Here is a 24911-nt window from a genome sequence, read left to right as displayed (position 1 = left end):
GGCGGGCGGGGGTGTCCTGACCGGCCGACTAGGCTGATCGGTATGAGCAGCCGGATCGCCGTCGTCCCGGGATCGTTCGATCCGCCGACCCTCGGTCATCTCGACGTGATCCGTCGTGCCGCGGAGCTGTACGACCAGCTGCACGTGCTCGTCGTCCACAATCCCGGCAAAGAGGCGATGCTTCCGATCGCGCAGCGGCAGTCGCTGCTCGAGCAGTCGATCGCGGAGGGCGACATCGAAGGCGATGTCGTCGTCGCCTCGTGGAGCATGGGCCTGCTCGTCGACTACGCGACCGATGTCGGTGCCGGCGTGCTCGTGAAGGGCATCCGATCACAGGTGGATGTCGCGTACGAGACGCCGATGGCGATCGTCAACCGGCACCTCGCCCACGTCGAGACCGTCTTCCTTCTGCCCGACCCCGCCCACGCGCTGGTGTCGAGCTCGCTGGTGCGTCAGGTCGCCTCGCTCGGCGGCGACGTGTCGCCGTTCGTGCCCCCGGCCGTCGCGCGCTTCCTCGACACCGGCGCGCGGGGCATCTAGCCCGAATCCGCCGTTAGGCTGGAACCGTGGTCAGAAAGCATGTGACGGGTCCGTTCGCCCTGTCGGTCCGCGACATCATCCACCACCCGGGGGAGATGCGCGAGCACACCTTCGACGCCCCGGCTCCGCAGAAGTGGGGCGAGGGTCTGGTGTCCGTCGCCGAGGGCGAGCCTCTCGCCATCGACGTCCGTCTGGAGTCGGTGCACGAGGGCATTCTGGCGACGGGTGAGGTCGACACCGAGTACGCCGGGGTCTGCAGCCGGTGCCTCACCGACATCGCCGCGGGCCTCAAAGTCGAGTTTCAGGAGCTTTTCGCGTATCCTGGGGAGGACGAAGCTGACTTCGAGGTTCAAGACGACCACGTGGATCTTGAAACTCTGGTCAGGGAAGCGGTTGTCCTGTCGCTTCCATTTCAGCCGGTGTGTCAGCCGGATTGCCCCGGCCTCGATCCGGTCACGGGCGAGCGGCTGACCGAGAACGCCGGATCGCAGCAGAGCGAGCCTCTCGATCCCCGATGGGCGGCGCTCCAGGACTTCACCATGACCAACGACGACAAATCACCGCGCTCCCGCGGCTGACCGCGTCGAGAACACAGAGAAGAGCAAGCCATGGCAGGCAACCCCCCGAAGCGGAAGGTCTCCCGTTCCAACACGCGCTCGCGTCGCGCGCAGTGGAAGGCCGAGGCGCCCGCCCTCGTCAAGACGGTCGAGAACGGCAAGGTCGTCTACAGCCGTCCGCACCAGGCGAAGGTCGTCACCGACTCGCAGGGCACCGAGCTGTTCCTCGAGTACAAGGGCCGCAAGGTCGCCGACGTCTGATCGGCGCGCACCTGACGTGACCGACGTCGCTGCCGCGCGGCTCGCGCTCGCAGACCTCACGCAGAAGCTCGGAGTCGATATCGACCCCGAGCTTCTGTCGCTGGCGCTCACGCATCGCTCCTGGGCCTACGAGAACGGCCAGGCGCCGCACAACGAGCGTCTCGAGTTCCTCGGCGACTCGGTGCTCGGCCTGGCAGTGACGGTCCGTCTGTTCACGGCTCACCCCGAGCTCGAGGAGGGCGCCCTGGCGAAGCGGCGCGCCAGCGTCGTGTCGACCGTCGCCCTCGCCGAGATCGCACGCGGTATCGGGCTGGGGGAGCACCTGCTCCTCGGCCGTGGCGAGATCCTCACCGGCGGTCGCGACAAGGACTCCATCCTCGCCGACACCATGGAGGCGATCCTCGGCGCGACGTACCTGTCGGCCGGTCCGGATGCCGCCACCGGCCTGGTGCTGCGCCTGGTGGAGCCCCTGCTCGCCGACCCCGAGCGCTACGGCGCCGCGATGGACCCGAAGACCGCGCTGCAAGAGCTCGCCGCCCACGGCGGACTGCAGCCGCCGGCATACGCGGTGACCTCGACGGGGCCCGACCACGACCGGCGCTTCACGGCGACGGTGACCGTGGGCGACCTCACGACCGAGGGAGCCGGGACCAGCAAGAAGCACGCCGAGATGGCCGCCGCGCTGACGGCGTGGCGCGAGCTCAGCGGGCGTGCCTGAGCTCCCCGAGGTCGAGGTCGTCCGCGCCGGCCTCGAGCCCGCTGTCACCGGCGCGCTCGTGCTCGGCGTGTCCGTGCTCGACGAGCGGGCGCTGACCCGTCACAGCGGTGACGGCGCCGATTTCGAGACCCGCCTGACGGGGAGGGTCGTGCGCGCGGCCGCCCGGCGGGGCAAGTTCCTGTGGCTGCCGCTCGAGCCCGCCGACGGCGGGGCCGACGAGGCGGTGGTCGGGCACCTCGGCATGAGCGGCCAGATGCTCCTGCGCACTCCGGGTGCGCCGGCAGAGCGGCACGAGCGCATCCGCATCGACCTCGCCCACCCCGGGCACGGCGAGCTGTCGGTCGTCTTCGCCGACCAGCGCACGTTCGGGTCGCTTGCCATCGACGAGCTCATCGACACCCCCGACGGCGCACCCGGGGGCTTCGGCTGGGAAGCGGCATCCGTCCCCTCACAGGTCGCGCACATCGCGCGCGACCCCCTGGATCCGGCCTTCTCGGATGCCGGCTTCCGGCGCGCGCTGGCTCGCAAGGACTCCGCCGTCAAGCGCGTGCTGCTCGACCAGACCGTCGTGAGCGGAGTGGGCAACATCTACGCCGACGAGTCGCTGTGGGCGGCGCGCATCCATCCCGAGACGCCGGCGCGCGACCTGTCGACGCGCGCTGCGAACCGCCTTCTCGGCGAGGTGCGCCACGTTCTCGTTAAGGCGCTGGCCGAGGGCGGCACCAGCTTCGACGCCCAGTACGTCAACGTCAACGGACAGGCCGGCTACTTCGTGCACTCGCTCAACGCGTACGGCCGCACCGGCGAGCCGTGTCCCCGATGCGGCCGTCCGATCGTGCGCGTGTCGTTCACCAACCGCTCGAGCCACTTCTGCGCGCACTGTCAGCGCACGCCGCGACTCGCACGCTGATCAGAGCGGGAGCACCTTCTTCCACGCGCCCGCGTAGGAAGCCGGCACGAAGCCGATGGCCTCGTTGATGGCGAGCATGTGCCGGTTCTCCTCGGCGTTGAAGGTCGACACCCGAGGCGACTCGGGCACGAGCCCGCGCCACCGCAGCAGGTTCGCGCACTTCACGATGGTGCCGAGCCGATGGCCGCGGTGCTCCTTCACGACGAGGGTGCCGAACTGCTGCGTGGCCCCTGCCCTGTCCTCCGCGATGGCGAGCTCGTTGTACGCGGCGACTGTCCCGGTCGGCACGTGCAGCACCGCCGCCACCGAGACGGTCAGGCCCTGGGCCGCCAGCCGGGCGTCGCGACGCTCGACCCGCGCGGCATCCCAGTGCTGCTCATCGACCACCATTCCGCCCTGCGGCGCGTCGGTCGACATGCGCGCGAGCGCGTACGCGAACCCGTCGAGGTACTCCGCCGGCGTCGGCGACGTCCACTGGACGGGGCGATACTCCGGGCCGGCGACGTCGAGCGCCTCGGCGAGCATGCGCTCGACGAGGGAGAAGTCGCCCGTCAGATCGAACACGCTGTTTCGTTCGACCTGCTCGAGGGTGAAGCCGTTCGCCGTCTGGAAGCGCGTCTGCGCGTCGTCGGCCGGAATCGCTCCCGCTGCTGTCGACGGCGCGAGGCGGGCTCCGCCGGTACCCGGCCGGTGGAGCGTCCAGGTCTGGATCGTCGAGAGCCCGCGTTCCCGCGCCTCCCGCTCGACCTCCGCCAGCAGCAGCTCCTCGACACCTCTGCCTCGATGCGGCGGGTCGACCATCAGGTCGAACTCGACGGTGCTGGCATCGGTCTCGTTCGAGATCATCAGCTTCACCGCGCCCAGCACCTCGTCACCTCGGAGCGCGGCGAAGCCGAGCTGGGTCCAGTCCGTCTGGTCGTGCCAGAACCCCAGCATCTCCTCCGGCTCCTCGCGGAGGTAGTCGTGGCCGGCGTCCTCGAGGCACACCGCATTGGCGATCCGCACCATCTCCAAGAAGACGTGCGCTTCGGCGGCATCCGCGGACTCCGGCACGACGATCCGTTCGATCGCGACGACGCCGCTGTCGACCACCTCAGTCATCGAGCACCTTCTTCCATGCGCCCTCGTACGCGATCGGCGCGAAGCCGATCGCCTCATTGATGTTCAGCATGGGACGGTTCTCCTCTGCGTTGTAGGTGATGACGCGCGGGGAGGTGGGTGCCACTTCCCGCCACGAGAGAAGCCCGGCGCACTTCACGAGCGTTCCGAGCTTGTGCCCGCGGTGCTCCTTGAGCACCAGGGTGTCCTCCTGATGCGTTGCCTCGGTGCGGTCCTTGCCGATCACGAGCTCGTTGAACGCGCACAGCTCCCCGGACTCGATGTGCTGTGCGGCCGTCACCTGGATCGTGCGGCCCGAGGAGGTGTACCTGCTGTCGTGCTCGGCGATGCGCGCGGCATCCCACGACTCCTCGTCGAACTCGAGAGCCGCGGCGGGGGCATCCGTCGACATCCGCGACTTCATCCAGGCGTAGCCCGGCACGTACTCGTCGGGTGTGGGCGCGAACCACTGCACCACCCGGTGGCCGGGTGACACCGCGCGTGCCTCCGCGAGCAGACGCTCGACGCCGTCGAACGGACCGCTCAGGTCGAAGGCGCTGTTGCGCTCGACCTGCTCCAGCGTGTAGCCGTGGCGGAGGTAGAACCGTGCGGCGTGATCCTCGGGGATCGCGCCGAAGCCCGTGGGCGGGGTCAGCACGCGACCCGGTGCCGCGGGATGCTCGGCCCACGACTGCAGCACGGTGCGGCCGTGCTCGCGCGCCGTCCGCTCGATCAGGTCATAGGCCGCCGAGCCGATGCCCCGGCCCCAGGTCTCGCGTCGCAGCTCGATGAGCCAGAAGGCGGCCGTCGAACCCTCTTCGCGAGGGAGGTCGACGCAGACGCGTCCGATGATCGTCCCCCCGTCGAGGACGACCCACGCCAGCCGGGTCTCGTACTCGCTGGGCAGGAAGTGGGGAAGCAGCTCGGCCGGGGTGATGCGGTGGTCGTCATGCCCGGAGATCTGGCGATAGACCTCGTTGCGGACCCGCACCATTCCGATGAAGTCCGAGGCGTCGGGGTCATCGATCGTGGCGGGAATGGTCAGGGGCCGGAACTCGGTCCCGATGATGGTCGTCATGTCGATGCGTCCTTGCGTTGTCGCTGCGAAGAATTCGGGGAGGGGTCCGCCGCCCGCTGCGGGCGGCGGACCCGCCGGCCGTCATGGCCGGGGTGCGAGGCCTGCCTCGCGGAAGTAGGCCCGCTGGCGGCGGGCGTTCTCCTCCTGGTGCCGGTACGCGTGGGCGTGCCGGCGCCGGTCGTCGGCGAGTCGCGGCGAGCGGGTGCTCCACAGCAGCAGCCGCAGACCCAGGTGAAGGGCGAGGCGGTCGAGGAGCGAGGTGCGGGAGTCGCGGCTCGGGAGCCGCAGCGTATCGGGAAGGTCCGATCGGCGCTGCGGCGCAAGCAGAGTATTCATGATTGCTCTCTTCTTCGATAAAGGGATGCCGCGAGCAGGCGCTCGAGGCGGTGGTGCCGTGCCGCAGCACGACGGGACGGGAGTGCAGGGAGGCGCGCTCAGCACCGCGAGGTGCGGCGCAGTAGACGGCATTCGCCCGGAAACGGGCAGAGTCGTCCCCTGCGGGGGTCAGGCGGCGGCGGGGAAGCGGCCGCTCAGCACAGCGCCGAAGGAGACGGTCCCCGACGCGACGGCACGAATCGCTCCGCCATTGCGGGCGGCGATTCCAGTGGGATTCATCAGCATCATCAGGGGACCTCCTTTCTCGACTTCAGACGCGGACAGTCACGCTAGCGCGCTTCTGATTCGCCGTCAAGCAGATTCTCAGATTCGGCGACTCCATGGCGTGTCGGGGCATCCGGCCGTCGCTCGGCCGGTCTGCCGGGCGACCGCCGCCTGCTCGGGTAGCGTAGGCGCGTAGACGACCGGGGTGGAGGACGAATCCATGCACCTGAAGAGCGTGACGCTCAAAGGGTTCAAGTCGTTCGCCCAGCCGACGACGTTCGCGCTCGAGCCCGGCGTGACCTGCATCGTCGGACCCAACGGCTCCGGCAAGTCCAACGTCGTCGACGCTCTCGCGTGGGTGATGGGGGAGCAGGGCGCCAAGACCCTGCGCGGCGGCAAGATGGAGGACGTCATCTTCGCCGGCACAGCCACGCGGGGCCCGCTCGGCCGCGCCGAGGTGCAGCTCACCATCGACAACAGCGACGGCGCCCTGCCGATCGACTACACCGAGGTGACGATCAGTCGCACCCTGTTCCGGAACGGCTCGAGCGAGTACGCGATCAATGGCGAGTCCTGCCGGCTCCTCGACGTGCAGGAGCTGCTGAGCGACTCCGGCCTCGGACGGGAGATGCACGTCATCGTGGGTCAGGGGCGCCTCGACAGCGTGCTGCAGGCGACCCCCGAAGATCGTCGCGGGTTCATCGAGGAGGCGGCCGGCATCCTCAAGCACCGCCGCCGCAAGGAGAAGACCCTCCGAAAGCTCGATGCGATGGAGGCCAACCTCACGCGGCTGAGCGACCTGGCCGGCGAGCTCCGCCGGCAGCTGAAGCCGCTCGGTCGCCAGGCCGAGATCGCCCGCGAGGCTGCGACGATCGCTGCTGTCGTCCGCGATGCGAAGTCGCGCCTGTTCGCCGACGAGATCGTCGCCCTGCGAGCCGAGCTGGCGTCGCACGCGCAGAGCGAGCAGGAGCGCCACGCCGAGCGTCTCGTGCTCCAGGAGCGCCTCGACAATGCGCGGGTGCGCATCGAGCAGCTGGAGAACGACCAGCGGTCCGAGGCGGTGGACTCAGCCCGCCGCGTCGCCTTCGGGCTCGAACGCGTGCAAGAGCGACTTCGCAGTCTCTACGCGCTCGCAGGACAGCGCCTGGCCCTTCTCGGCGACGCCGAGGATGAGGAGCGAATCGAGCTGACCACCGTCTCGCAGGCCATGATCGACGAGGCCCGCCAGGAGATCGACGAGATATCGGACGGCCTGGGAGCGGCACAGGATGCGGCCGCCGAGGCGGCACGGGAGGTCATGCGCGCCCGCGCCGAGCTCGACGCGCTCGACGTCGACATCGCCGCGCAGAGCGCCCTGGTGTCGGAACACGACATGCGGATCACCGCTCTGCGTGGCACGGCCGAGGCCGCGGCATCCGCTCTCGCCGCTGTCCGCGGCGCCGTCGAGCGTCAGCAGAAGGCGCTGGATGCGGCGCTCTCCCGTCGTGCGGAAGCGGAGGAGAGCCTTGCGGGGGTCGATCCCGATCTCGTCCCGGAGTCGTCGTCGGCCGACCTGGCGGCGGCATACGACCGCGCGCAGCGCGAGGCGAGCGAGGTCGAGGCGGAGGTCTCGTCGCTGCGCGAGCGCCTGCACGCGGCCGAGCGTGAGGGTGAGGCTCTGACGGCCCAGACCGGGGCGCTCAGTCGCGCGCTGGACATCAAGAACGGCGCCGCTGTGCTCATCGCACAGGAACTCGACGGAGTGCGGGGCCTCGTGGGCGATGCCGTGCAGGTCGAGCCCGGCTTCGAAGCGGCCATCGCCGCCGTGCTCGGGCCGGTCGCCGAAGGGGTGCTCGTCGACGACCGCGACACGGCATTCGCCGTCGCGGACGACGCGCGCGACTCCGAGGCGGGCATGGTCGACATCGTGATCGCGTCGGCCGACACGGTGCCTCCGGCGTTCCCGAAGCTCACCGGCGTCGTCGCGGCGCGCGATGTCGTCACGGCTCCCGGCGGGGTGCTCGGACTGCTCGCGTACGTGGTCGTCGCAGACGACCTCGCGACCGCACGCGCCGCCGCGCCCGCCCTGGCGACCGCGGGGCTCGGAGCGCCGATCACGGTGGTCACGCGGCGGGGCGAGGTCTACACCGAGCACTCGCTCCGCGCCGGCGCGGGAGCCTCCCGCTCGCGCCTCGAGCTCACCGCGGAACGGGATGCCGCGGCCGACCGTCGTGACGAGATCGCCGTGGTCGCCGACTCGCTGCGGCAGGCGCTGGCCGACGCCACGGCGGAGCTCGAGTCCTCCCGGCAGCGCACCCGGACGGCGCTGGCCACGCTCCGCGAGCATGACGCGGCCCTCGCCGCCCACGCCGAGCAGGTGAACCGCGCCACGGTGCGCCACGAGGCGGCGGTGGCCGAATGCGAGCGCCTGGCGGCGGGCCTGGCACAGGCGGCCGCTGCCGTGGAGGAGGCCGAAGGGTCCGCGCGATCGGCCGACGACCAGCTCACCGCCGCACTCGAGGCTCCCCGGCCGATCCTGGACGCCTCCGCCCGTGAGGGCATGCTCGCGGCGCTCGAGGAGGCGCGCGACGGCGAGATGCGCTCCCGGCTCGATGTCGAGACGCTGCGCGAGCGCATCAGGGCCGGCGAAGCGCGCGTGGTCGCGCTGGAGCGCCAGCGCGAGCGCGAACGGGAAGCCGCGGCCGAGGCGGCCCGCCGCGCCGTCGTGCGTCGCGCGCAGCGCGAGGTCGCCGCCGGGGTGGCCGGCCAGCTTCCAGCCCTCATCGATTCCGTCGACCGATCTCTGGCGCAGGCGAGGGCCGAGCTCTCCGCCGCCGAGTCGGAGCGCACGGCCCTCACCGCCGAGCTGGCCCAGCTGCGAGCGCAGGAGAGCGCGGTCCGCGAGAGGCTCTCGGGACTGACCGAAAGCGTGCACAGCCTCGAGCTGCAGATCCACGAGAAGCGGCTGCACGTAACGGGACTCCTCGAGCGCGTGCAGTCCGAGCTGGGGCTCGACGAAGACATTCTCGTTTCGGAATATGGGCCGGACCAGCCCATCGGCGAGGACGGCGCATCCGTTCCCTACGATCGTGCCGAGCAGCGCAAGCGCCTGCAGGACGCCGAGCGCAAGCTGGCCCAGCTCGGGCGGGTCAACCCGCTGGCGCTCGAGGAGTTCGAGGCTCTCGAACAGCGTCACAAGTTCATGACCGAGCAGCTCGCCGATCTCACGCAGACTCGCAAGGACCTGCTCACCATCATCGAGGAGCTGGACGAGCGGATGCAGACTATCTTCCTCGCCGCCTTCGAAGACACCAAGGCGGCGTTCGGCGAGGTGTTCCCGATCCTGTTCCCCGGCGGAACCGGATCGATCGCCCTGACCGACCCCGACTCGCCCCTCACCACCGGCATCGAGGTCGCCGTGCGCCCGGTGGGGAAGAAGATCGAGCGGCTGTCGCTGCTCTCGGGCGGCGAGAGATCCCTCGCAGCCGTGGCGCTGCTGACCGCGATCTTCAAGGCGCGGCCGAGCCCGTTCTACATCCTCGACGAGGTGGAGGCGGCCCTCGACGACGCCAACCTCGGGCGGCTGCTCGGCGTCTTCGAGCAGCTGCGGGCATCGAGCCAGCTCATCGTCATCACCCACCAGAAGCGCACCATGGAGATCGCCGACGCGCTCTACGGCGTCTCGATGCGCCAGGACGGTGTTTCCGCGGTCGTCGGCCAGCGCATCGCCGAGCGCGTCGCCTCCTGACGGCACCCTAGGCTGGACGCATGGCAGAGAGCTCCTGGTCGCTCGGTCGTGCGTTGCGCGGCATGTTCGTCAAGCCCACGATCGACGAGTCGACATGGGACGACCTCGAGACCGCGCTGCTGACCGCCGATTTCGGTCCCGACATCACCGAGCGCATCGTCGATGAGCTGCGGGAGAAGGTGGAGCGCTACCGCACCACCGATCCTCGCGACCTGCAGCGGATGCTGAAAGAGACCCTCGAGGAGCACTTCGCCAAGTTCGACACCACCCTGCGGCTCACCGAACGGCCGGCGGTCGTGCTGGTGGTGGGCGTCAACGGGGTCGGCAAGACCACGACGATCGGCAAGTTCGCCAAGTTCCTGCAGCGCTACGGCCGCTCGGTGGTGGTCGGCGCCGCCGACACCTTCCGTGCCGCGGCGGTCGACCAGCTCGCCACGTGGGCGGAGCGCGGGGGAGCGGCGATCGTCCGGCCCCAGCAGGAGGGGCAGGACCCGGCATCCGTCGCGTTCCAGACCATCGACTACGCCAAGCAGACCGGCACCGAGATCGTGCTCGTCGACACGGCGGGCCGCCTGCACACCAAGGGCGGGCTCATGGATGAGCTCACCAAGATCCGCCGTGTCATCGAGAAGCAGGCGCCCATCAGCGAGGTGCTGCTCGTGCTCGACGCGACCACCGGACAGAACGGCGTGATGCAGGCTCAGGCGTTCCTCGAGCACGCCGGCGTGACCGGCCTGGTGCTCACGAAGCTCGACGGCTCCGCCAAGGGTGGATTCGTCCTCGCCGTGCAGGAGCGAACCGGGATCCCGGTGAAGCTGCTCGGCCAGGGCGAGGGCATCGGAGACCTCACCGGCTTCACTCCGCACGTGTTCGCGGCATCCCTCGTGGACTGAATCCGCCACCGATTCCGGCCGAATCCACGCCATCCCGCGATCGGGCTATCGCCGACGCGCTCGTTGCGGTTTCATGGGGACATGGCGATCGAGCACGACTACTTCGGACTCCTCGAATCGGGGCCTGACGGATCGATCTTCTGGTCCGAGCACGTCGAACTGGGCGACCAGTCGGTGACGGTCGATCTGACGGCGCCCGATCAGGACGACGTCTCCGCGGCGGCTCTCGATGTCGCCGCCGCGCTCATCTCCTCCCTGGAGGACATCGACCGCAGCGCCCGCAACGCCATGGTGAACGAGCTGAGCGATCGCACCAGCGAGGTGACCGAGTACGTCCTTCAGCAGCAGGAGGCGCTCGGCGAGTCCCTCGAGGACGCGCTCGTCGACATCTCGGGCGATGTGCATATCGACGTCATCCGCTCATTGCAGCTCATGAGCATGACGATCCTCGCCGACGAGCACGGCGGGTCCGACCCCTTCGCCGTGCTGGAGTACGCTCTCGACCCCGATGCCACCGACGACGTGCTGCTGGTGAATCTCGACTCCGACGGCGCCGTGCTCTCGGTGACCAGCGCGGACTAGGTCCTCTCCCGGACGGCTGCCGGCGAGGCTCAGACCGCCTGCGCGAACCCGCGCTCGACGTGAACGTCCTCCGCGATGTGCGCGAGGTGCGACGGGATCTCCCGGCCCTTCGACAGCATGGACTGCGCCCACAGCCGGCCGGCGCGGTACGACGACCGCACGAGCGGTCCCGCGAGCACTCCCAGGAACCCGATGCGCTCGGCCTCCTCTTTGAACTCCACGAACTCCTGGGGCTTCACCCAGCGGGCGACGGGCAGGTGGCGCGGCGACGGGCGCAGATACTGGGTGATCGTGATGATGTCGGTGCCGGCGTCGTGCAGATCCTGCAGCGCCTGCACGACCTCGGCGGGCTCCTCGCCCATGCCGAGGATGAGGTTCGACTTCGTGATCAGGCCGGCATCCCGTGCCCGTGTCAGCACGTCGAGCGACCGCTCGTACCGGAACGCAGGGCGGATGCGCTTGAAGATGCGCGGCACGGTCTCGACGTTGTGGGCGAAGACCTCCGGCCGGCTGTCGAACACCTCCTCCAGGAGCGCCGGTTCGCCGTTGAAGTCCGTCGCGAGGATCTCGACCCCCGTGTTCGGGTTCATCGCATGGATCTGCCGCACCGTCTCGGCGTGCAGCCACGCGCCGCCGTCCGGGAGGTCGTCGCGCGCCACCCCGGTCACGGTGGCGTAGCGCAGGTTCATCCGCACGACGCTCTCCGCGACGCGGCGGGGCTCATCCGTGTCGTAGTCCGCGGGCCTGCCCGTGTCGATCTGGCAGAAGTCGCAGCGGCGCGTGCACTGCGAGCCGCCGATGAGGAACGTCGCCTCGCGGTCTTCCCAGCACTCGTAGATGTTGGGGCAGCCGGCCTCCTGGCAGACCGTGTGCAGCTCTTCGGTCTTCACGAGCGCGTGCAGGGCCTGGTACTCCGGGCCCATCTTCGCCTTCGTCTTGATCCACTCGGGCTTCCGCTCGATGGGGGTCTGAGCGTTGCGCACTTCGAGGCGGAGCAGCTTGCGGCCGTCAGGGCCGGAGGCGGGGACGGATGCCGCACCCGGCGTGCTGCAGGCGCTCATGCCGGCACCCCCGCGAAGTCCTCGGCGAAGATGCGGCTCACGGTGTCGATCACGTCGCTCGGGCTCACCTCGGCGCCGATGATCTCGCTGACCGTCGTGACTCCGGCATCCGTGATCCCGCACGGGATGATCCCGCGGAAGCCGGCGAGCGTGTTGTCGCAGTTGAGGGCGAAACCGTGCATCGTGACGCCGCGCTGCACGCGCACGCCGATGGCGGCGACCTTGTCTTCGCCGAGCGGGCGGCGCACCCACACACCACTGCGACCCTCGACCCGGTAACCCTCGATCTCGAACTCGCCAATCGCGTCGATCAGCAGCTGCTCGAGGCGCCGCACGTGCCCCACCACGTCCACGGGCTCGACGAGGCGGACGATCGGATAGCCGACGAGCTGCCCGGGCCCATGCCACGTGATCTTGCCGCCGCGGTCGACGTCGACGACCGGGGTCCCGTCGGTGGGCCGCTCGTGCCGTGCGGTGCGCGCGCCGGCCGTGTACACCGGCTCGTGCTCCAGCAGCAGCAGTGTGTCGGGACGGGTTCCCGCCACCACCTCGGCGTGGACCCTGCGCTGCAGCTCCCACCCTTCCAGGTACGGCACGTAGTCGGGGGAGAGGCCGACGGTCTGGATTTCGAGCATGCTGCTCCTTGCCGGTTCGCTCGTGGCGATTGATGGATTGCGTCCAACAATACAGCTGCGGCGGGGGCACCGTGCACTCGGCCCCCCCACGCACGACAGTGTCCCGGCGGCATCGCGTCCGGCGGCTCTAGGGTGGGCATCATGTCCACCGAAGCGCGCGCGGGAAGGCCCAGGGCCTCATCGCGCGAGACGATCGCCGAGGCCGCGTGCGAGCTGTTCCTCGAGCAGGGTTATGAGCAGACCTCCATCGTCGACATCGCGCGGCGAGCGGGTGTCAGCCGGTCGAGCTTCTTCAACTACTTCTCGTCGAAGTCCGACGTGCTCTGGGCGGGACTGGACGAGCGGCTCGCGATGTTCGAGGACCGCCTGCACGACACGGGGACGGATGCCGCCACCGCCGTCCGCGCCGCGAGCCTCGCCGTCGCCGAGGGATTCGTGCCCGACAGCCTCGCCCTCGCCATCGTCAACGCCACGGCGATGGGGCTCGAGGACGAATACGAGCGCGACTGCGCGCTGCGGCGGGCGCGCATAGGCCGGGCGGTCGCCGTGCGCTTCGCGCACGGGGGAGCGGATCGGGTACGCTCCGAGGTCGCCGGAGCCGCGTGGGGCGGTGCGATCATCGCGGCGATCGAGGCCTGGGCGCATGACGGCGCAGGGCGCACGTCCCTCGCGCGGTTCCTCGCTCGAGCGGCCGACGCCGCAGAAGACGTTCGTCCCTCGCCGCCGGGGCAGGTGCGGCAGCTGCGCGTGGTCGTGGAGGCGCCGGACTTCGACGAAGCCCTCGCGTTCTACCGGGACGTGGTCGGCATGTCGGAGGCCGAGTCGTACGAGGCCGACGGCGGCGCCCGCGTCGCGATCCTCGACGGGGGCCGCGCGACGCTCGAGCTGTCGAACCCCGCGCAGGTGGCATTCATCGACAGGGTCGAGACCGACGGCGACGCTCCGAGCGACCGGATCCGCCTGGCGCTCGAGGTGGACGACACGGCGGCGGCGGTCACGCGCCTCGCCGACGGGGGAGCCGAGGTGGAGGCATCCGCTCGCGTCACGCCGTGGCGTTCGCGCAACGCGCGGCTTCGCGCGCCCGCGGGCCTGCAGCTGACGCTCTTCCAGGAGCTCGGTCCCGAGCCCTGACCGCTCACCTGTCGCGATCGGCTGCCCCGTGCCGCAGATCGTGACAGGCGAACAGCCGGGGGCGAGCGCCGGGGCGCAGCATCCGCTCGCGTAGAATCGGGGCATCATGGCGACTTTCGGCACTCTCTCCGACCGGCTCACCGAGACCTTCCGCAACCTCCGCACCAAGGGCAAGCTCACGCCCGCGGACGTCGACGGCACGGTCCGTGAGATCCGGCGCGCGCTGCTCGACGCCGACGTGGCGCTGCCCGTCGTCAAGGAGTTCACCGCCAAGGTGCGCGAGCGCGCCCTCGGCGACGAGGTCAACCGCGCCCTCAACCCGGCGCAGCAGGTCGTGCAGATCGTCAACGAGGAGCTCGTCGCGATCCTCGGCGGCGAGCAGCGCCGCCTGCAGTTCGCCAAGAACCCGCCGACCGTGATCATGCTCGCCGGGCTGCAGGGCTCCGGCAAGACGACGTTCGCCGGCAAGCTCGCCCGCCAGCTCGAGAAGGAGGGCCACACGCCCCTGCTCATCGCGGCGGACCTCCAGCGCCCCAACGCCGTGAACCAGCTGCAGGTCGTCGCACAGCGCGCCGGCGCCGCGATCTACGCGCCCGAGCCGGGCAACGGCGTCGGCGACCCGGTCAAGGTCGCGCGCGACGGCGTCGAGGTCGCGCGTCGCCAGCAGCACGACGTAGTCATCATCGACACCGCCGGCCGACTCGGCGTCGACGCCGAGCTGATGAAGCAGGCCGCCGACATCCGCAAGGCCACCGACCCCGATGAGGTGCTGTTCGTCATCGACGCGATGATCGGGCAGGACGCCGTCAACACCGCCAAGGCCTTCCAGGACGGCGTCGACTTCACCGGCGTCGTGCTGTCGAAGCTCGACGGCGACGCCCGTGGCGGTGCGGCGCTCTCCGTCGCGTCGGTCACCGGGCGCCCGATCATCTTCGCCTCCACCGGCGAGGGACTCGACGACCTCGAGGCGTTCCACCCCGACCGCATGGCGTCGCGCATCCTCGACCTCGGTGACATCCTCACCCTGATCGAGCAGGCCCAGCAGGCATTCGACGAAGAAGAGGCGCTCAAGGTCGCGGAGAAGCTCGCGACCGAGCAGTTCACGCTCGAGGACTTCCTCGAGCAGATGCAGCAGATGCGCAAGATGGGGTCGATGAAGAAGATGCTCGGGATGCTTCCGGGCATGGGCTCCATGAAGCAGCAGCTCGAGGACTTCGACGAGCGCGAGATCGATCGCACCGAGGCCATCATCCGCTCGATGACGCCGGCCGAGCGTCGCAACACCAAGCTCCTCAACGGCTCCCGGCGCCTCCGCATCGCGCGCGGCTCGGGCATGACCGTGACCGACGTCAACCAGCTCGTGCAGCGCTTCGAGCAGGCCGCGAAGATGATGAAGACCGTCGCCCGGGGCGGAGTGCCGAACATCCCGGGCATGGGCCCCGTTCCCGGCGCCGGACGCCCGGGTGCATCGTCCAAGCGCGGCAAGCAGCAGAAGGCGAAGGGCTCGCGGTCGGGGAACCCCGCCAAGCGCGCCGCCGAGAACGCCGGCATCGCCGCGCAGGCCGCCGAGGCTCCGACGGGCTCGGGCTTCGGCCTGGGCGCCGGTGGGAAGGGCGCGCCCACCGAAGCCGACCTCGCCGAGCTGCAGAAGATGCTCGGCCGCGGCTGACCTCTCGTGAAGCGGATGCTGCGGCCCGCGGCATCCGCTGAAATCAGGAGATCTGGCGAAGGCAGGCAGATCTGCGGCCGATCGGCCTGTCCTGGTCAGATCTCCTGATCTGGAGATGGAGTCGATCGGGTGCGGAGGCCTCAGTGGCCGAGGGCCGCGAGATGCTCGCGGAGCGTGGGACCCGAGCGGAACTCGCCGACCAGGTGGCGCACGACCTCGCGCAGATCCCCGTCGGCTGCATCGGCGATGGCGAGCTGGCGGGAGTAGCTCGCGCCGCCGGTGAGGATCGCCTCGATGCCCGACAGCTCACGGGCGCACTTCAGCTCGACGGCGAGGTCGCGCACCTCCTCGAGCGTCTCGCGCAGGTGATCGGCGACCGGCCGCTGGGTGCCCTCGTGGTCGACGATCACGCGTGCGTCGAGCCCGTAGCGCGCCGCGCGCCACTTGTTCTCGCGGTTGAACCACGGCTGGATCGTCTCGAGGGGCAGCCCCTGGTCGAGACGGCGCGAGAAGTGCTCGACGAGCACCTGCACGAGAGCCGCGATCGCCGCAAGCTCGGGAAGCGTCGACATGCCGTCGCAGGCGCGCACCTCGATGGTGCCCCAGCGGGGCGCGGGGCGGATGTCCCACCTCACCTCGGTGGCATCCTCCATCACCCCGGTCTTCACCATGTCGTCGAGGTAGCCCTCGTACTCGCGCCACGTCTGCAGGGGCCACGGCAGGCCGGCCGTCGGCAGCTGCTGGAAGACGAGTGCGCGGTTGGACGCATACCCGGTGCGCTCGCCCGCCCAGAACGGGCTCGATGCCGACAGGGCCTGGAGGTGGGGGAGGTACACGGTGAGGGCGTTGATGATGGGGAAGACCTTGTCGACGTCGTCGACGCCCACGTGCACGTGGATTCCCCAGATCATCATGTTGCGGCCCCACCACTGTGTGCGCTGGATGAGCTTGTGATAGCGGGTCTTGTCGGTGACGCTCTGGTCGAACCACTGCGCGAAGGGGTGACTGCCTGCGCACAGCAGGTCGATGCCGTGCCGGTCGGTGTAGATGCGCAGCGCGGCGATCGCATCGGCGATGTCGTCGACGGCGGCTGCGACCGTGTCGCCGATGCCGCTCGTGACTTCGACGGTGTTCGTCAGCAGCTCGCCGGTGACGGTGTAGCGCTCGAGTGCCGAGTCCTCTTCGAGCGCGGCGAGAAGCTCGGGCGCCCGCGGGATGAGGTCTCCTGTCACGGTGTCGGCGAGCATGAGCTCCCACTCCAGGCCGACGGACGATCGGGCGGATGTCGCGAAGGGCACCGTCATGCGCACAGTCTCGCACGGGGACTCGCCGTGCCCGGTTGGTTCTCGGCATCCGCCGACATCTGGCAGAATAGAGGGCTGGACCACACGCTCGACCCTCTATCCAGCGTCGTGCTCCTCCTCTGAGCTCCCGCCGGGTGTGCACCCCACGCTCCAGGCGATCGGTTCGTTCACTTTCCACACATTCAGGAGAATCGTGGCTGTCAAGATCCGTCTCAAGCGCCTCGGCAAGATCCGTGCGCCCTACTACCGCATCGTCGTGGCCGACTCGCGCACCAAGCGCGACGGCCGTGTCATCGAGGAGATCGGCAAGTACCACCCCACCGAGGAGCCCTCGTTCATCGAGGTCGACTCGGCGCGCGCGCAGTACTGGCTGTCGGTCGGCGCCCAGCCGACCGAGCAGGTGCTCGCCATCCTCAAGCTCACCGGCGACTGGGGCCAGTTCAAGGGCGACAAGAACGCGGTCTCGACCGTGAAGACCCGCGAGGACAAGGCCGCATTCGAGGTCGACGCCTCGAAGAAGTCGGTCGTCAAGCCGAAGGCCGAGAAGAAGGCCGAGGAGCCCGCCGAGGCTCCCGCCGCCGAGGCGACCGACACGGCCGACGAGGCCGCTGAGTCCGCCGAGTAATCCGTTGCTCGCCGCCGCGCTCGAACACGTCGTCAAGGGGATCGTCGATCACCCGGACGACGTCCGCATCGACTCGTCCACGTCGCCGCGAGGCGACGTGCTCGAGGTGCACGTCCACCCCGATGACCGGGGTCGCGTGATCGGGCGCGGCGGCCGTACGGCCAAAGCCCTGCGCACCCTCATCACCGCCCTCGCCGACGGACGCCGCGTGCGCGTCGACGTGGCGGACGACTGAGGTGTCAGGCGAGAACACCGCGGGATCGGGCTCTGACGCCCGCAAGCCCGTGAACGCAGCACCCCCTGCGGGCAAGACCCAGCTGCGCGTCGGCCGGCTCGTGAAGGCCCACGGTCTCAAGGGCGCGATCAAGCTCGAGCTGTACACCGACGACCCCGAGGGCCGCTTCGTGCCCGGGGCGACGTTCACCCTCCAGGTGCCCGAGTCATCGCCCTGGCATGGCAAGCCGCTCACCGTGCGCGAGTTCAAGTTCATGAACAGCCACCCCGTCGCGTTCTTCGAAGGCGTCGACGACCGCTCGGCGGCCGAGGAGCTCATCCGCGCCATCCTCTGGGTGGACGAGGAGTCGCAGCCGTCGCGCGTCGAGGAGGACGCCTGGTTCGACCACCAGCTCGTCGGGCTGGACGTCGTCCGCGACGGTGAGGTCGTCGGCAAGGTCGTCCGCGTCGACCATCTCCCCGCGCAGGACCTGCTCATCGTCAAGGCGCACGACGAAGAGGTGCTCGTTCCCTTCGTGAAGGCGATCGTGCCCGAGGTCGACATCGCCGCCGGACGCCTGATCGTGACGCCTCCCGCCGGCCTGTTCGAGGAACTCCCCGACGACGACGAGAACCACGGCGACGCGGCGTCCGAGCCAGGCGACGACCGCCCCGGCACGTCGGCCTGACAGGTCGGCCCGGCAGGTCGGCCCGACTCGGTTTCACGACGGGCCGCAGGCCGTCGTGCGGCAGATGTGATCTGCGGGAAACACCGCGGGAAAAGCCCCGGAACCTCTGTCCGGGACCATCGGAGACATGGGCGAAGTACGCACCGTGTGCTCCTACTGCGGCGTCGGCTGCGGTATCGCGGTGACGACCTCGGACGCCGGGGCGGGGCATCCGCTCACGATCGCGAAAGTGGCGGGCGACCGGCTGCACCCGACCAACGCCGGGCGCCTGTGCACGAAGGGCGCCACGCATGCCGAGCTGATGCAGGCTCCCGGCCGCATGACCACGGCTTTCGCGCGCGCGGGGCGCGGCGAACCCGCGACGCCCATCGCCCTCGACGATGCGGTGACGGATGCCGCGGCCCGGCTGCGTGCCATCCTCGACGAGCACGGGCCCGATGCCATCGCCCTGTACGTCTCGGGGCAGATGAGCATGGAGGCGCAGTACCTCTCCAACAAGCTCGTGAAGGGCTACCTGCGCGGCATCCACATCGAGTCGAACTCGCGGCTGTGCATGGCCTCGGCCGGTACCGGCTACAAGCAGTCGCTCGGCGCCGACGGCCCGCCGGGGTCGTACGAGGACTTCGACCGCGCCGACCTGTTCTTCGTCATCGGCTCGAACACGGCCGACTGTCACCCGATCCTCTTCCTGCGCATGGCCGACCGGCTGAAGCAGGGTGCACGGCTCATCGTCGTCGACCCCCGCCGCACGGCCACGGCCGACCGTGCGGATCTGTTCCTGCAGATCCGTCCCGGCACCGACCTGGCGCTGCTGAACGGCCTGCTGCACCTGCTGGTCGACGCGGGAGACATCGATGAGGACTTCATCTCTGCGCACACCGAGGGCTGGGAGCACATGGCCGCGCTCCTCGCCGAGTACCCGCCCGCACGGGTGGCTGAGCTCACCGGACTGGCGGAGTACGACATCCGCACCGCCGCGCGCTGGATCGGGGAGGCCGGCGAGTGGATGACGCTGTGGACCATGGGACTCAACCAGTCCACGCACGGAACGTGGTCGACGAATGCGATCTGCAACCTGCACCTCGCGACCGGCGCCATCTGCCGTCCCGGGAGCGGACCCTTCTCGCTGACCGGTCAGCCGAACGCCATGGGCGGCCGGGAGATGGGGTACATGGGTCCCGGCCTCCCCGGGCAGCGAGCGGTGTTCAGCGCACCCGACCGCGCCTTCGTCGAGGGGGTCTGGGGGCTCGAAACCGGTTCGATCCGTGCGGAGTCCGGCACGGGCACGATCGACATGTTCCGCCGCGCCGCCGACGGCGAGATCAAGGCCGTCTGGGTGATCTGCAGCAACCCTGTCGCCTCGGTCGCCAACCGCAAGACGGTGATCGAGGCGCTCGAGACGGCCGATCTGGTCATCGTTCAGGACGTCTACACCGAGACCGCCACCACCGCGTATGCCGACATCCTGCTGCCCGCGACGCTGTGGGTCGAGGCCGACGGTGTGACCGTGAACAGCGACCGCACCCTGACGCTCGTCCGCGACGTCATCCCGGCACCCGGCGAGGCGCAGCCCGACTGGCTGACGATCTGCCAGGTCGCGCGGGCGATGGGCTTCGAGGGATTCGACTTCGCTTCGAGCGAAGAGGTCTTCGATGAGATCCGCCGCTTCTGGAACCCGCAGACGGGCTGGGATCTGCGCGGGGTCAGCTACGAGCGGCTGCGCGAGACTCCGGTGCAGTGGCCGGCGCCCCCGGACGACACCGCGACGCGGCATCCGATCCGCTACCTGAACGACGGCGTGAGTCAGTCGCTGCACGTCGAGCACGACGGCAGGGTGCCCCGCCTCGCCTTCGCGACGCCGTCACGGAAGGCTCAGTTCCTCGCCCGCCCGCACCTCGCACCGGCCGAGCTGCCCGACGACGACTACCCCTGGGTGCTCAACACCGGACGGCTGCCGCACCACTGGCACACCATGACGAAGACCGGTCGCGTCGCGAAGCTCGCCAGACTGCACCCGGGGCCCTTCGTCGAGGTGCACCCCGGCGACGCCGAGCAGCACGGGATCGCCCCCGGCGACCAGGTCGAGGTGTCGTCGCGACGAGGCCGCTTCGTGGCGCCCGCGGTTCTGACGGACCGGGTACAGCCGGGTGGCCTTTTCGCGCCGTTCCACTGGAACGACGAGCACGGCGAGTACGTGACCGTGAACGCCGTCACGAACGACGCGGTGGATCCGCTGTCGGCGCAGCCCGAGTTCAAGTTCGCCGCCGTGTCACTGCGACGGATCGGTCCGGCGTCGGCGGCAGCCTCACCCTCCACGGCGTCCGCGGACGAGGCGCTGGCAGGGGCCGGAGCCGATCTCGCCCCGCCGATCCTCACGGATCTCGAGGGCGCGTACCTGGCAGGCTTCCTGTCGTCCGTCCGCTCCGCGACGCCGGCGCCCGGGGAGGTGCCGGTGCTCCCGGCGGAAGCTCCGGTCGGCTCCCTGGTGCGCGCCTGGTTCGACGGCGTGCTCGCCGGGGCGTTCTCGCGCACGACGGCCGACCGCGCGACGGGCGCCGGGGCCGACGAGGTCGTGGTGCTGTGGGGCTCGCAGACGGGCAATGCCGAGGAGTTCGCCACGGCCGCGACGGCCGCGCTCGGCGCGCGGGGCATTCCGGCGCGCGTCCGCAGCATGGCAGAGCTCAGCGCGACCGATTTGACCGACGTACGGCGACTGCTCGTGGTCACCTCCACGTTCGGCGACGGGGGACCGCCCGACAACGCCGCAGCCCTCTGGCATGAGCTCAACGCCGACGGGGCCCCCGAGCTGTCCGGTCTGCGGTACGCCGTGCTCGCGCTCGGCGACTCCAGCTACGACGACTTCTGCGGCCACGGGCGCCGGCTCGACGCGCGGCTGGCGGAGCTGGGAGGCACGTCGCTCCTGGAACGCGTCGACCTCGAGCCCGACGCCGACGAACCGCGGGAGGCGTGGCTCGCCCAGCTCGTCGAGACCCTGGCCGCCGAGGAGGGGACGGACGCCGCGGCATCCGTCGCCCGACAGGGACCCCCGCCCGCGCGGCGGCTGTTCAGCCGCTCGAACCCCGTGCACGCGCCGCTGGTGCGCAACGAGCTGCTGAGCGGGACCGGCTCTCAGAAGGAGGTGCGGCGCTTCGCGTTCGACCTCTCGGACTCCGGCGCGGCATACCAGGCCGGCGATTCGCTCGGCGTGGTCTGCGAGAACTCGCCCTCCGTCGTCGCCGAGTGGCTGAAGACCACGGGGATCGCGCCACTCGAGATCGTGGAGGTGGACGGCGAGGAGCGCACGTTCTCCGATGCGCTGCGTACACGCCTCGATATCACGAAGACCCCCGTCGACCTCGTGCGGTTCGTCGCCGAACGCAGCGGCGACAGCATGCTCGCCGGCCTGCTGCGCCGCGAGAACAAGGGCCGGCTCGACCAGTTCCTGTGGAGCCAGCAGGCGATCGACCTCGTGCGCGACTTCGGCGTGCAGGCCACGGCGGCCGAGTGGGCCGGGGTGCTGAAGCGACTTCAGCCGCGGCAGTACTCGATCTCGTCGAGCCCGAAGACCGGCCCCGACACCGTCGAGCTCACCGTCTCGGTGGTGCGCTTCCAGACCGACGCCGGTCGTGCGCGTGGTGGCGTCTGCTCCACGTTCCTCGCCGACGGCGACGCCCTCACCGCTCCGGTCTACCTCCAGCGGTCGCCGGCGTTCCGCCCGCCGTCGGGCGCCGACACGCCGATGATCATGGTCGGGCCCGGCACCGGAGTCGCGCCCTTCCGCGCCTTCCTCCACGACCGCCGCGCCGACGGCCACACCGGCCGCAACTGGCTCTTCTTCGGCGAGCAGCATGCGGCCACCGACTTCTACTACCGCGGCGAGCTCACCGGGATGCACGAGGACGGCTTCCTCACGCGGCTCGACGTCGCATTCTCTCGCGACCAGCGGCAGAAGATCTACGTGCAGGACCGCATGATCGAGCACGGCGCGCATCTGTGGCGCTGGCTCCAAGAAGGCGCCCACTTCTTCGTCTGCGGCGACGCGATGCGCATGGCGAAGGATGTCGATGCGACGCTCATCGCGATCGCGCAGCAGCACGGGAAGCTCTCGGAGGACGCCGCCGGAGAATACATCCGCGGACTCGCCGCCGACGGGCGCTACGTTCGCGACGTCTACTGAGCCTCGCATCCCGCCCGCCGCTGCGCGGCGTCGTCGCCCCCCGCAGCGCACAGAAGAAGCGGATGCCTCGAGTCGAGGCATCCGCTTCTTCCTGAGGGCGGGGTCAGATGCGCTGCGTGGCGAGCGACGCCCGCGGAATGACGTAGACGAACACCGTCAGCAGCAGCAAGGCGACGTAGGCTGCGACGAAGCCGAAGAACGCCGCCGCGTAGCCGCCTGTGGCCAGCTGAGAGGCGTTCAGCACCTGCGGCACCAGGAAGCCCCCGTAGGCGCCGATCGCCGAGATCAGCCCGAGCGCGGCCGCAGACTTCCGCTGCATCTTCGTCGCCTCGTCCGAACCGGGCACGAAGCCCTTGGCGAGCGACCGCGCGGCGAAGATGCTCGGGATCATGCGGTACGTCGATCCGTTGCCCATGCCGGTCGCCGCGAAGAGCAGCAGGAAGCACCCCAGGAAGAGAGCGAAGTTGTGGAGCGGGAGCGTCCACACGAGGGTGAGCGCGCCCAGGGCCATGACCGAGAAGGCGCCGACGGTGACGCGGGCGCCGCCGAACCGGTCGGCCAGGCGGCCCCCGTAAGGGCGGGCGAGAGAGCCGACGAGTGCGCCGAGGAACGCCAGGGAGACGGCGGCCTGCCCGACCTGGATCGTCGAGAACTCGGGGAACTGATCGGCGATGAGCTTCGGGAAGACGCTCGCGAAGCCGATGAAGGAGCCGAAGGTGCCGATGTAGAGCACCGCCATGACCCACAGGTGCGGTTCCCGCAGGGCGGCTGCGGAACCTCCGAAGTCGGCCTTCGCCGACGACAGGTTGTCCATGTAGCGCCACGCGCCGAACATCGCGACGAGGATCAGCGGGATCCACATCCAGCCCGCGAGCGAGATGTTGAGCGTCGCGCCGGCCCCGATCGTGACCGCGATCGGAACGGCGAACTGCGCCACCGAGGTGCCGAGGTTGCCGCCGGCGGCGTTCAGGCCCAGCGCCCAGCCCTTCTCCTTCTGCGGGAAGAAGTAGGTGATGTTCGCCATCGAGCTGGCGAAGTTGCCGCCTCCGACGCCGCCGAGGGCCGCGACCAGGAGCAGCACGCCGAACGGCGTCTCGGGATTGGAGACCACGATGCCGAGCAGGGTCGCCGGGATGAGCAGGAGACCCGCCGAGACGATCGTCCAGTTGCGGCCGCCGAAGATGGCGACCATGAACGTGTAGGGGAAGCGGAGCGTCGCGCCGACGAGGCTCGGCAGTGAGATGAGCCAGAAAGACTCCGAGCTGCTGAGCTGGAAGCCGGCGGCCGGCAGCATGACGACGACGATGCTCCACAGCTGCCAGATGATGAAGCCGAGGAACTCGGCGAAGATCGACCAGCCGAGGTTGCGGCGGGCGATGGCGCGGCCCTGGGCCTGCCAGAAGGCCGGATTCTCGGCGCTCCAGCCGTCGATCCAGCGGCCGGGACGGTGCGCGAGAGCGACCGGCGCGTCGGCCGGAGGGGTGATGCGGGGCGGAGCAGCGGTATCCGTCAGCGACGGCGTATCGGTCGTTGTCATGGCGTCTCCCTGGGTGAGCAGACAAGGGGTGAGTGTGTCTCCACGCTAGGGACGCGGTGTTTCGGCCCCTCTGCCCGCGCGGTTACCTCTCGGTCACTTCTGACTCACCGGTCGGCGGCGCCCGAGGTGGGCGCCCCGTCACACGTCGGAAACACGGCCTCCTAGACTCGGAGGCATGCGCGTCGACATCGTCACGATCTTCCCGACGTTCTTCGACGTGCTCGGGGTCTCGCTGATCGGGAAGGCGCGGGATCGCGGCATCCTCGACATGCACGTCCACGACCTCCGCGACTGGACGCACGACCGCCATCGGACGGTCGACGACACCCCGTACGGGGGCGGCGCCGGCATGGTCATGAAGCCCGAGCCGTGGGGCGAGGCGCTCGACGAGGTGCTGACCGAAGATGCCGTGCTGCTCGTGCCCTCTCCCGCCGGTGAGCAGTTCTCGCAGCCGATGGCGCGGGAACTCGCGCAGGAGAAGCACCTGGTGTTCGCGTGCGGCCGTTACGAGGGGATCGACCAGCGCGTCGTCGACCACTACTCCGCGCGCGGCCGCGTGCGGCTCGTGAGCCTCGGCGACTACGTGCTCAACGGGGGCGAAGTGGCGGCCATGGCCGTCATCGAGGCGGTCTCGCGTCTGATCCCGGGCGTCGTCGGCAATCCCGACAGTCTCGTGGAGGAGTCGCACGAGCTCGGTCTGCTCGAATACCCGAGCTACACCAAGCCCGCCGAGTGGCGCGGGCTGGAGGTACCGCCGGTGCTCCTCAGCGGCAACCACGGCGCGATCGCCGCGTGGCGGCACGAGCAGAGCCTCCAGCGCACCCGAGCCCACCGGCCGGATCTGCTGGCCGACCCGTCGTAGGCCGCGCGGAAGAATGCCTCGCCTCCGGCGGCGTGCGTCGGTGA

General features: G+C 70.1%; 22 protein-coding genes. 15 read left to right on the top strand and 7 right to left on the bottom strand.

The features are described 5' to 3' along the window. The first annotated feature begins 42 nt into the window (after positions 1-42). The 5 genes from coaD (at position 43) to mutM (ending at position 2986) form a co-directional block, all read left to right on the top strand. A complete protein-coding gene (gene coaD / locus ACN9MP_RS10025) occupies positions 43-540 on the top strand; it encodes a pantetheine-phosphate adenylyltransferase (RefSeq protein ID WP_426319821.1) in 498 nt (165 codons plus the stop codon). 95 nt (positions 541-635) lie between these two features. Further along, positions 636-1118 carry a YceD family protein gene (locus ACN9MP_RS10020; protein WP_426325980.1) on the top strand — a complete coding sequence of 161 codons (483 nt, stop codon included), beginning with the start codon at positions 636-638 and terminating at the stop codon, positions 1116-1118. Between the two features lie 30 nt (positions 1119-1148). Continuing rightward, positions 1149-1358, top strand: a complete 210-nt coding sequence (rpmF, locus tag ACN9MP_RS10015) for a 50S ribosomal protein L32 (protein ID WP_050721097.1) — start codon at positions 1149-1151, stop codon at positions 1356-1358. 16 nt (positions 1359-1374) lie between these two features. Continuing rightward, on the top strand, positions 1375-2076 hold the full coding sequence (rnc, locus tag ACN9MP_RS10010) for a ribonuclease III (protein WP_426319819.1): 702 nt from the start codon (positions 1375-1377) through the stop codon (positions 2074-2076). Further along, positions 2069-2986, top strand: a complete 918-nt coding sequence (gene mutM, locus ACN9MP_RS10005; RefSeq protein WP_426319817.1) for a bifunctional DNA-formamidopyrimidine glycosylase/DNA-(apurinic or apyrimidinic site) lyase — start codon at positions 2069-2071, stop codon at positions 2984-2986. Before rnc ends, mutM begins: the two co-directional genes overlap by 8 nt. Here the strand turns inward: mutM and ACN9MP_RS10000 are convergent, their stop codons facing one another. The 3 genes from ACN9MP_RS10000 to ACN9MP_RS09990 form a co-directional block, all read right to left on the bottom strand. Continuing rightward, positions 2987-4087, bottom strand: coding sequence for a GNAT family N-acetyltransferase (locus ACN9MP_RS10000; protein ID WP_426319815.1), 1101 nt, complete (start codon positions 4085-4087; stop codon positions 2987-2989). Next, a complete protein-coding gene (locus ACN9MP_RS09995) occupies positions 4080-5162 on the bottom strand; it encodes a GNAT family N-acetyltransferase (RefSeq protein WP_426319813.1) in 1083 nt (360 codons plus the stop codon). The genes ACN9MP_RS10000 and ACN9MP_RS09995 overlap by 8 nt, the downstream gene beginning before the upstream one ends. Positions 5163-5243: 81 nt before the next feature. Beyond that, positions 5244-5498, bottom strand: a complete 255-nt coding sequence (locus ACN9MP_RS09990) for a hypothetical protein (protein ID WP_426319811.1) — start codon at positions 5496-5498, stop codon at positions 5244-5246. Positions 5499-5982: 484 nt separating this feature from the next. Here ACN9MP_RS09990 and smc point away from each other — a divergent pair, with 484 nt between their 5' ends. From smc to ACN9MP_RS09975, 3 genes are all read left to right on the top strand, one after another. Next, a complete protein-coding gene (gene smc / locus ACN9MP_RS09985) occupies positions 5983-9489 on the top strand; it encodes a chromosome segregation protein SMC (RefSeq protein WP_426319809.1) in 3507 nt (1168 codons plus the stop codon). Between the two features lie 20 nt (positions 9490-9509). Further along, the gene (gene ftsY, locus ACN9MP_RS09980) at positions 9510-10382 is read left to right on the top strand and encodes a signal recognition particle-docking protein FtsY (protein WP_426319807.1); all 873 of its coding nucleotides are present in this window, start codon (positions 9510-9512) and stop codon (positions 10380-10382) included. Between the two features lie 81 nt (positions 10383-10463). Continuing rightward, positions 10464-10964: a DUF2004 domain-containing protein gene (locus ACN9MP_RS09975; protein ID WP_426319805.1), complete on the top strand. Its 501-nt coding sequence runs from the start codon at positions 10464-10466 to the stop codon at positions 10962-10964. Between the two features lie 29 nt (positions 10965-10993). Here the strand turns inward: ACN9MP_RS09975 and lipA are convergent, their stop codons facing one another. Next, a complete protein-coding gene (lipA, locus tag ACN9MP_RS09970; RefSeq protein ID WP_426319803.1) occupies positions 10994-12025 on the bottom strand; it encodes a lipoyl synthase in 1032 nt (343 codons plus the stop codon). Continuing rightward, positions 12022-12660 (bottom strand): lipoyl(octanoyl) transferase LipB, encoded by a 639-nt coding sequence (gene lipB, locus ACN9MP_RS09965; RefSeq protein ID WP_426319801.1) that lies wholly within the window; start codon positions 12658-12660, stop codon positions 12022-12024. The genes lipA and lipB overlap by 4 nt, the downstream gene beginning before the upstream one ends. Positions 12661-12801: 141 nt before the next feature. Between lipB and ACN9MP_RS09960 the strand changes: the two genes are divergently transcribed. After that, positions 12802-13791 carry a TetR family transcriptional regulator gene (locus ACN9MP_RS09960; RefSeq protein WP_426319799.1) on the top strand — a complete coding sequence of 330 codons (990 nt, stop codon included), beginning with the start codon at positions 12802-12804 and terminating at the stop codon, positions 13789-13791. A 106-nt stretch (positions 13792-13897) separates the two neighbouring features. Further along, positions 13898-15460 carry a signal recognition particle protein gene (gene ffh / locus ACN9MP_RS09955; RefSeq protein WP_426319797.1) on the top strand — a complete coding sequence of 521 codons (1563 nt, stop codon included), beginning with the start codon at positions 13898-13900 and terminating at the stop codon, positions 15458-15460. 140 nt (positions 15461-15600) lie between these two features. Here the strand turns inward: ffh and ACN9MP_RS09950 are convergent, their stop codons facing one another. After that, the gene (locus ACN9MP_RS09950; protein WP_426319795.1) at positions 15601-16764 is read right to left on the bottom strand and encodes a glutamate--cysteine ligase; all 1164 of its coding nucleotides are present in this window, start codon (positions 16762-16764) and stop codon (positions 15601-15603) included. 193 nt (positions 16765-16957) lie between these two features. Here ACN9MP_RS09950 and rpsP point away from each other — a divergent pair, with 193 nt between their 5' ends. The 4 genes from rpsP (at position 16958) to ACN9MP_RS09930 (ending at position 22468) form a co-directional block, all read left to right on the top strand. Further along, positions 16958-17389 (top strand): 30S ribosomal protein S16, encoded by a 432-nt coding sequence (rpsP, locus tag ACN9MP_RS09945; RefSeq protein ID WP_426319794.1) that lies wholly within the window; start codon positions 16958-16960, stop codon positions 17387-17389. 4 nt (positions 17390-17393) lie between these two features. Beyond that, complete coding sequence (locus ACN9MP_RS09940; protein WP_018171095.1) at positions 17394-17624, top strand: RNA-binding protein; 231 nt, start codon at positions 17394-17396, stop codon at positions 17622-17624. A gap of 49 nt (positions 17625-17673) precedes the next feature. Beyond that, complete coding sequence (gene rimM, locus ACN9MP_RS09935; RefSeq protein ID WP_426325978.1) at positions 17674-18291, top strand: ribosome maturation factor RimM; 618 nt, start codon at positions 17674-17676, stop codon at positions 18289-18291. Positions 18292-18418: 127 nt separating this feature from the next. Beyond that, on the top strand, positions 18419-22468 hold the full coding sequence (locus ACN9MP_RS09930) for a molybdopterin-dependent oxidoreductase (protein WP_426319793.1): 4050 nt from the start codon (positions 18419-18421) through the stop codon (positions 22466-22468). Positions 22469-22571: 103 nt separating this feature from the next. Here ACN9MP_RS09930 and ACN9MP_RS09925 read toward each other — a convergent pair whose 3' ends face one another. Beyond that, positions 22572-24005: an MFS transporter gene (locus tag ACN9MP_RS09925; RefSeq protein WP_426319792.1), complete on the bottom strand. Its 1434-nt coding sequence runs from the start codon at positions 24003-24005 to the stop codon at positions 22572-22574. Positions 24006-24180: 175 nt separating this feature from the next. Between ACN9MP_RS09925 and trmD the strand changes: the two genes are divergently transcribed. Next, positions 24181-24867 (top strand): tRNA (guanosine(37)-N1)-methyltransferase TrmD, encoded by a 687-nt coding sequence (trmD, locus tag ACN9MP_RS09920; RefSeq protein ID WP_426319790.1) that lies wholly within the window; start codon positions 24181-24183, stop codon positions 24865-24867. The last annotated feature ends 44 nt before the right edge of the window (positions 24868-24911 follow it).

This window comes from Microbacterium sp. E-13 (genome assembly GCF_049912955.1).
Taxonomy (GTDB): domain Bacteria; phylum Actinomycetota; class Actinomycetes; order Actinomycetales; family Microbacteriaceae; genus Microbacterium.
This window is presented reverse-complemented; position numbering and strand designations above follow the sequence as displayed.

What these genes read in the sequence shown, in the direction of transcription:
- coaD (WP_426319821.1), top strand. Translation starts at nt 43, where the DNA reads ATGAGCAGCCGGATCGCCGTCGTCCCGGGATCGTTCGATCCGCCGACC.
- ACN9MP_RS10020 (WP_426325980.1), top strand. Translation starts at nt 636, where the DNA reads ATGCGCGAGCACACCTTCGACGCCCCGGCTCCGCAGAAGTGGGGCGAG.
- rpmF (WP_050721097.1), top strand. Translation starts at nt 1,149, where the DNA reads ATGGCAGGCAACCCCCCGAAGCGGAAGGTCTCCCGTTCCAACACGCGC.
- ACN9MP_RS10000 (WP_426319815.1), bottom strand. Translation starts at nt 4,087, where the DNA reads ATGACTGAGGTGGTCGACAGCGGCGTCGTCGCGATCGAACGGATCGTC.
- ACN9MP_RS09995 (WP_426319813.1), bottom strand. Translation starts at nt 5,162, where the DNA reads ATGACGACCATCATCGGGACCGAGTTCCGGCCCCTGACCATTCCCGCC.
- ACN9MP_RS09990 (WP_426319811.1), bottom strand. Translation starts at nt 5,498, where the DNA reads ATGAATACTCTGCTTGCGCCGCAGCGCCGATCGGACCTTCCCGATACG.
- smc (WP_426319809.1), top strand. Translation starts at nt 5,983, where the DNA reads ATGCACCTGAAGAGCGTGACGCTCAAAGGGTTCAAGTCGTTCGCCCAG.
- ftsY (WP_426319807.1), top strand. Translation starts at nt 9,510, where the DNA reads ATGGCAGAGAGCTCCTGGTCGCTCGGTCGTGCGTTGCGCGGCATGTTC.
- ACN9MP_RS09975 (WP_426319805.1), top strand. Translation starts at nt 10,464, where the DNA reads ATGGCGATCGAGCACGACTACTTCGGACTCCTCGAATCGGGGCCTGAC.
- lipA (WP_426319803.1), bottom strand. Translation starts at nt 12,025, where the DNA reads ATGAGCGCCTGCAGCACGCCGGGTGCGGCATCCGTCCCCGCCTCCGGC.
- lipB (WP_426319801.1), bottom strand. Translation starts at nt 12,660, where the DNA reads ATGCTCGAAATCCAGACCGTCGGCCTCTCCCCCGACTACGTGCCGTAC.
- ACN9MP_RS09960 (WP_426319799.1), top strand. Translation starts at nt 12,802, where the DNA reads ATGTCCACCGAAGCGCGCGCGGGAAGGCCCAGGGCCTCATCGCGCGAG.
- ffh (WP_426319797.1), top strand. Translation starts at nt 13,898, where the DNA reads ATGGCGACTTTCGGCACTCTCTCCGACCGGCTCACCGAGACCTTCCGC.
- ACN9MP_RS09950 (WP_426319795.1), bottom strand. Translation starts at nt 16,764, where the DNA reads ATGACGGTGCCCTTCGCGACATCCGCCCGATCGTCCGTCGGCCTGGAG.
- ACN9MP_RS09930 (WP_426319793.1), top strand. Translation starts at nt 18,419, where the DNA reads ATGGGCGAAGTACGCACCGTGTGCTCCTACTGCGGCGTCGGCTGCGGT.
- ACN9MP_RS09925 (WP_426319792.1), bottom strand. Translation starts at nt 24,005, where the DNA reads ATGACAACGACCGATACGCCGTCGCTGACGGATACCGCTGCTCCGCCC.
- trmD (WP_426319790.1), top strand. Translation starts at nt 24,181, where the DNA reads ATGCGCGTCGACATCGTCACGATCTTCCCGACGTTCTTCGACGTGCTC.